General features: G+C 64.7%; 3 protein-coding genes. All 3 read right to left on the bottom strand.

The features are described 5' to 3' along the window. Window positions 1–97 precede the first annotated feature (97 nt). The 3 genes from ACE026_RS12150 to ACE026_RS12140 all read right to left on the bottom strand — a co-directional run bounded on the left by ACE026_RS12150 (window position 98) and on the right by ACE026_RS12140 (window position 3,327). Window positions 98–1,291 carry an argininosuccinate synthase gene (locus tag ACE026_RS12150; RefSeq protein ID WP_486039199.1) on the bottom strand — a complete coding sequence of 398 codons (1,194 nt, stop codon included), beginning with the start codon at window positions 1,289–1,291 and terminating at the stop codon, window positions 98–100. A gap of 92 nt (window positions 1,292–1,383) precedes the next feature. Continuing rightward, on the bottom strand, window positions 1,384–2,394 hold the full coding sequence (locus ACE026_RS12145) for an N-acetylornithine carbamoyltransferase (protein WP_123730719.1): 1,011 nt from the start codon (window positions 2,392–2,394) through the stop codon (window positions 1,384–1,386). Window positions 2,395–2,754: 360 nt separating this feature from the next. Then, window positions 2,755–3,327, bottom strand: coding sequence for a hypothetical protein (locus ACE026_RS12140; protein WP_282263430.1), 573 nt, complete (start codon window positions 3,325–3,327; stop codon window positions 2,755–2,757). Window positions 3,328–3,506: the final 179 nt, after the last annotated feature.

The following is a 3,506-nucleotide window of genomic DNA, read 5'->3' as shown; positions in this document are numbered from 1 at the left end:
CCCCCCCCCCCCCCCCCCCCCCCCCCCCCCCCCCCCCCACTACCCTCAATCGGCCTTGCGAGGCGCCGGCCAGCAGCCGGCACCCCGGTCATTCGCCTTAGCGATTCACCTGCGCATACAACGTGGAGCTCATGCCGAACAGCTTGATGAAGCCTTCGGCCTCTTCCACGCCCCAGTCGGCCGACTGTGCATAGGTGGCGCCCTTGGCGTTGAGCAGGTGCGGCGACTTCACGGCCACGGCATCCACACGGCCACCGCGGGTCTCCAGCACCACTTCGCCGTTGACCTTGGTCTGCGAGGACTTCAGGAAGGCCTCGATGTCGGTCTTGAGCGGGTCGTGGTAGAAGCCTTCGTACACCAGCTCCACCCACTTGCGTGCCACATCCGGCTTGAAGCGGTTCTGCTGCTTGGTCAGCACCGCATCTTCCAGCGCGCGGTGCGCCGCCAGCAGCGAGACCAGGCCCGGCGCTTCGAACACGATGCGGCCCTTCAGGCCGATCACGGTGTCACCGGTGTAGACGCCACGGCCGACGCCGTACGCGGCGAACAGCTTGTTGAGCTTGGCCAGGATCTGCTCACCCGGCAGCGCCTTGCCGTCCAGCTCGACGGCTTCGCCTTCGACGAACTTCAGGGTCACGGTGAGCGGCTCGACCGGCCATTCGCTGCGCGGGGCGCACCAGCCGCGGGCACCCTCGCCCGGCGCTTCCCAACGGTCGATCTCGCCGCCGGACATGGTCAGGCCGAGCAGGTTCTCGTTGATGGTGTAGGCCTGCTGCTTGGCACGCACGCCGAAGCCACGCTCTTCCAGGTACTTCTGCTCGTAGGCGCGGGTCTGGGTGTGTTCCTTCTGGATTTCGCGGATCGGCGCGACGATCTGGTAATCGCCCAGTGCCTTCACGGCCAGATCGAAACGAACCTGGTCGTTGCCCATGCCGGTGCAGCCGTGGGCGATGATGTTGGTGCCCAGCTCGGCGGCGCGCTTGAGCGCGGCATCCACGATCAGGTAACGATCGGAGACCAGCAGCGGGTACTGGCCCTGGTAGCCTTCGCCGGCCCACACGAACGGCTTGACGAAGCCACTCCAGATCGCCGGGCCACCATCGACGGTGACGTGGGTGGTGACGCCCAGCTCAGCGGCACGCTTCTCGATGAAATCGCGCTCTTCGTCATCCACGCCGCCGGTATCGGCGAACACGGTGTGCACGTTGTAACCGCGCTCCTGCAGGTACGGCACGCAGAAGCTGGTGTCGAGTCCGCCGGAGAAGGCCAGGACGATGTCTTTCTTGCTCATGGGGTCAGGGTCCAATTGGAAATGCGGTATTGATTGCGTTCTGGAGCCGGTAGAGCCACGCCATGCGTGGCTGCACCGTTGGATTCGTTCGATTACCGGCCGATCAATGCCGACATGATCGCCTTCTGCACATGCAGGCGGTTTTCGGCTTCGTCGATCGCGATGCACTGCGCCGAATCCATCACGCCGTCGGTCGCCTTCACGTTGCGGCGCAGCGGCAGGCAGTGGCTGAAGACACCGTTGTTGGTGAGCGCCATCTTGGCTTCGTCGACGATGAAGTGCTTGTACTGATCGCGGATCGGCTTTTCCGGTTCCCAGTTGCCGAAGAACGGCAGCGCGCCCCAGCTCTTGGCGTACACCACGTCCGCGCCGGCGTAGGCGCTGGCGATGTCATGGCTGACCTGCAGCGAACCGCCGCTCTCGGCGACGTTCTGCTCGGCCCAGCCCATGTAGCGCTCATCCAGGATGTAATCCGGGGTCGGGCACAGCAGGGTCACGTCCATGCCCATGCGGGTGGCGATGGTCAGCGCCGAGTTGGCCACCGCGGTGTTCAGCGGCTTGGGGTGGTAGGTCCAGGTCAGCACGTACTTCTTGCCGCGCAGGTCCTGGGTACCGAAGTGTTCCTGCAGGGCCATCACGTGGGCCAGTTCCTGGCACGGGTGGGTGATGGTTTCCATGTTGATCACCGGCACCGGCGAGTACTTGGCGAAGCTCTTGAGCACTTCGTCTTCGCGGTCCTTGGTCCAGTCGATGAACTTCGGGAAGGCACGCACGCCGATCAGGTCCACATAGCGGCCCAGCACTTTGGCCACTTCGGCGATGTGCTCCTCGGTGTCCCCGTCCATCACCGAGCCCAGGTTGAACTCGATCGGCCAGGCGTCTTTGCCCGGCTGCAGCACGATCGCGTGGCCGCCCAGCTGGAACGCACCCAGCTCGAAGCTGGTGCGGGTACGCATGGAGGGGTTGAAGAACACCAGGGCAATCGACTTGCCCTTGAGCTCGTCGCCCAGTTTGTTGCGCTTGAACAACGCGGCCTGGGTCAACAGGGCATCCAGGTCGGTGCGGCTCCAATCCTGGGTGTTCAGGAAGTGCTTCAGGGACATCGATCGATCCTTTGCGGCTGGTTTTCCACCGTCACCGGCGGAGGTTGGGGGCGCCGGGGCGCGTTCAGGGCTCAACAAAACGTATACAGATGAAACTTTTCAGATCGTAGAAACGAAAAAACCCAGCGCGGGGGCTGGGTTTTCCAAACAGGCAGCACGAAGCTCCGGTTACCCAGCGAAAATGTGGGGTTCCGGTCGGCGGGCACGCGACGTCATGCCCGTAGCCATACGGGCGGCGCTGGTGTCGTGCTGGAAGTCGGTAAGTTTCATGGCCGCCCATCTTTGCATGCACCCGGGGCGGGTGCAAGGCCTGAATGGAAATTCAGGTTGAAGGCGTCGCCCGTGGGGCGACGGGAGGTGTCACGGGTTGGCGCCACCGGCCTGCTCGTTGCCCACCCACGGGGTGATGGAGACCCGGATCTTGAGGCGGTTGCCCGGGTCTTCCGGCAGGCGTGACCGGTACTTGGTGCCCTTGTAGACGTAGTCCACGTCGTAGGCGATCGGGCGGCGGAACTCACGGCCGACCGGGATGATCTTGCAGTCCCGGGTCAACAGTGGCCCGGTGTTGGCCGGCGTGGCCTCGACCACCACCGTCTCGGCGTAGCCGCTCTCGTCGGTGCTGCCGTCTTCCCGGCGGAAGATCGAGCGCACCGAATCCATGAAGCGGCCGAAGCGGCCCTTGTCTTCCTGCGGCTCCTCGCCGGTGACATTGACCGGCGCGAGCGTGCGGGTGGAGACCGGCTCGCAGTGCTCTTCGGTGCGGGTGGCGCGCAGGGTCTGGAAGACCGGCTCGACGTTGAGCACCTGGGCGTAGTCGAACTTGACGTTCTCCACGATCACCACCCGGTTGCGCACCTCACCCTCCTGGGCGCACGCCCCGAAGGCGGCACTTCCGAGCAGGCAGACCAGCGTCAACAACGAAGCGGATTTCATTGGCAACAAGGAAAAGGACAAGAGGGATAGTTTAGGCAGTGGCAAGCACAAGGGGCTGAACATTACCCTTCCGTGACGCTTCTGCCCATAGGCCGGCCCCACCCGCGGGGCCGGAAGCCCGCCACGACGGGACGGAACGCCTGAAGCCTTCAGCCACACCGCCGGCGGCCGAGGCCGCC

This window comes from Stenotrophomonas sp. AGC87 (assembly GCF_057333975.1).
The sequence above is the reverse complement of the archived record's forward strand: the minus strand, read 5'-3'. Positions and strand labels throughout refer to the sequence as shown.